At 65.0% G+C, this 523-nt stretch carries 1 protein-coding gene; it reads right to left on the reverse strand.

Annotated elements, in window-relative coordinates; all coding sequences use genetic code 11:
- Positions 1-506: hypothetical protein (locus tag ACXJKR_RS34425; RefSeq protein ID WP_457326683.1), on the reverse strand; the 506-nt coding region annotated here is incomplete at its 3' end.
- Positions 507-523 lie beyond the last annotated feature (17 nt).

Here is a 523-nt window from a genome sequence, read left to right on the forward strand (position 1 = left end):
TCTTTGCCGATCGCCTTCCAGTCGACGGACAGGCCGCCCGCCGCGCGGGCCATGAACCAGATCAGCGCCGCGGCGAACATGATCGAGAACGCCAGGAACAACGAGGCCCACACCAGTGCCGTGACGCGGTCGGAAACGATGATCGCGACGAGAACGCTGGCCACGCGCGCACAGGATGTCGCCACGTTGATCACTGAGGCGCGCCCCTGCTGCTCCAGGGCACTGAACAATTGAGCCGCTGTGACAGCGGTTCGCATGAAAACCAGTTCGCCCAGCAGGACGATCAGGGCAACGCCGAAGGCGACCGGCGTGGACGAGATCATCACCACCGCAGCAGCCCCAATGGCCGCGCCTGCAGACCCGGTGACCAGTTGGACGCTCAACGCATTGCCGAGCGCAACCGGTGCGTGTTGCGCTTCCCGCGCGACGCGCATCAGCATCACGGAGCCATAACCCAACCCCGCCAGCGGCAACAACAGCGAGGCGGCGGAATTGATGGTGGCCAATGTGCCGTACTCAGCAG

The sequence above is a fragment of the Roseateles sp. P5_E11 genome, assembly GCF_054049355.1.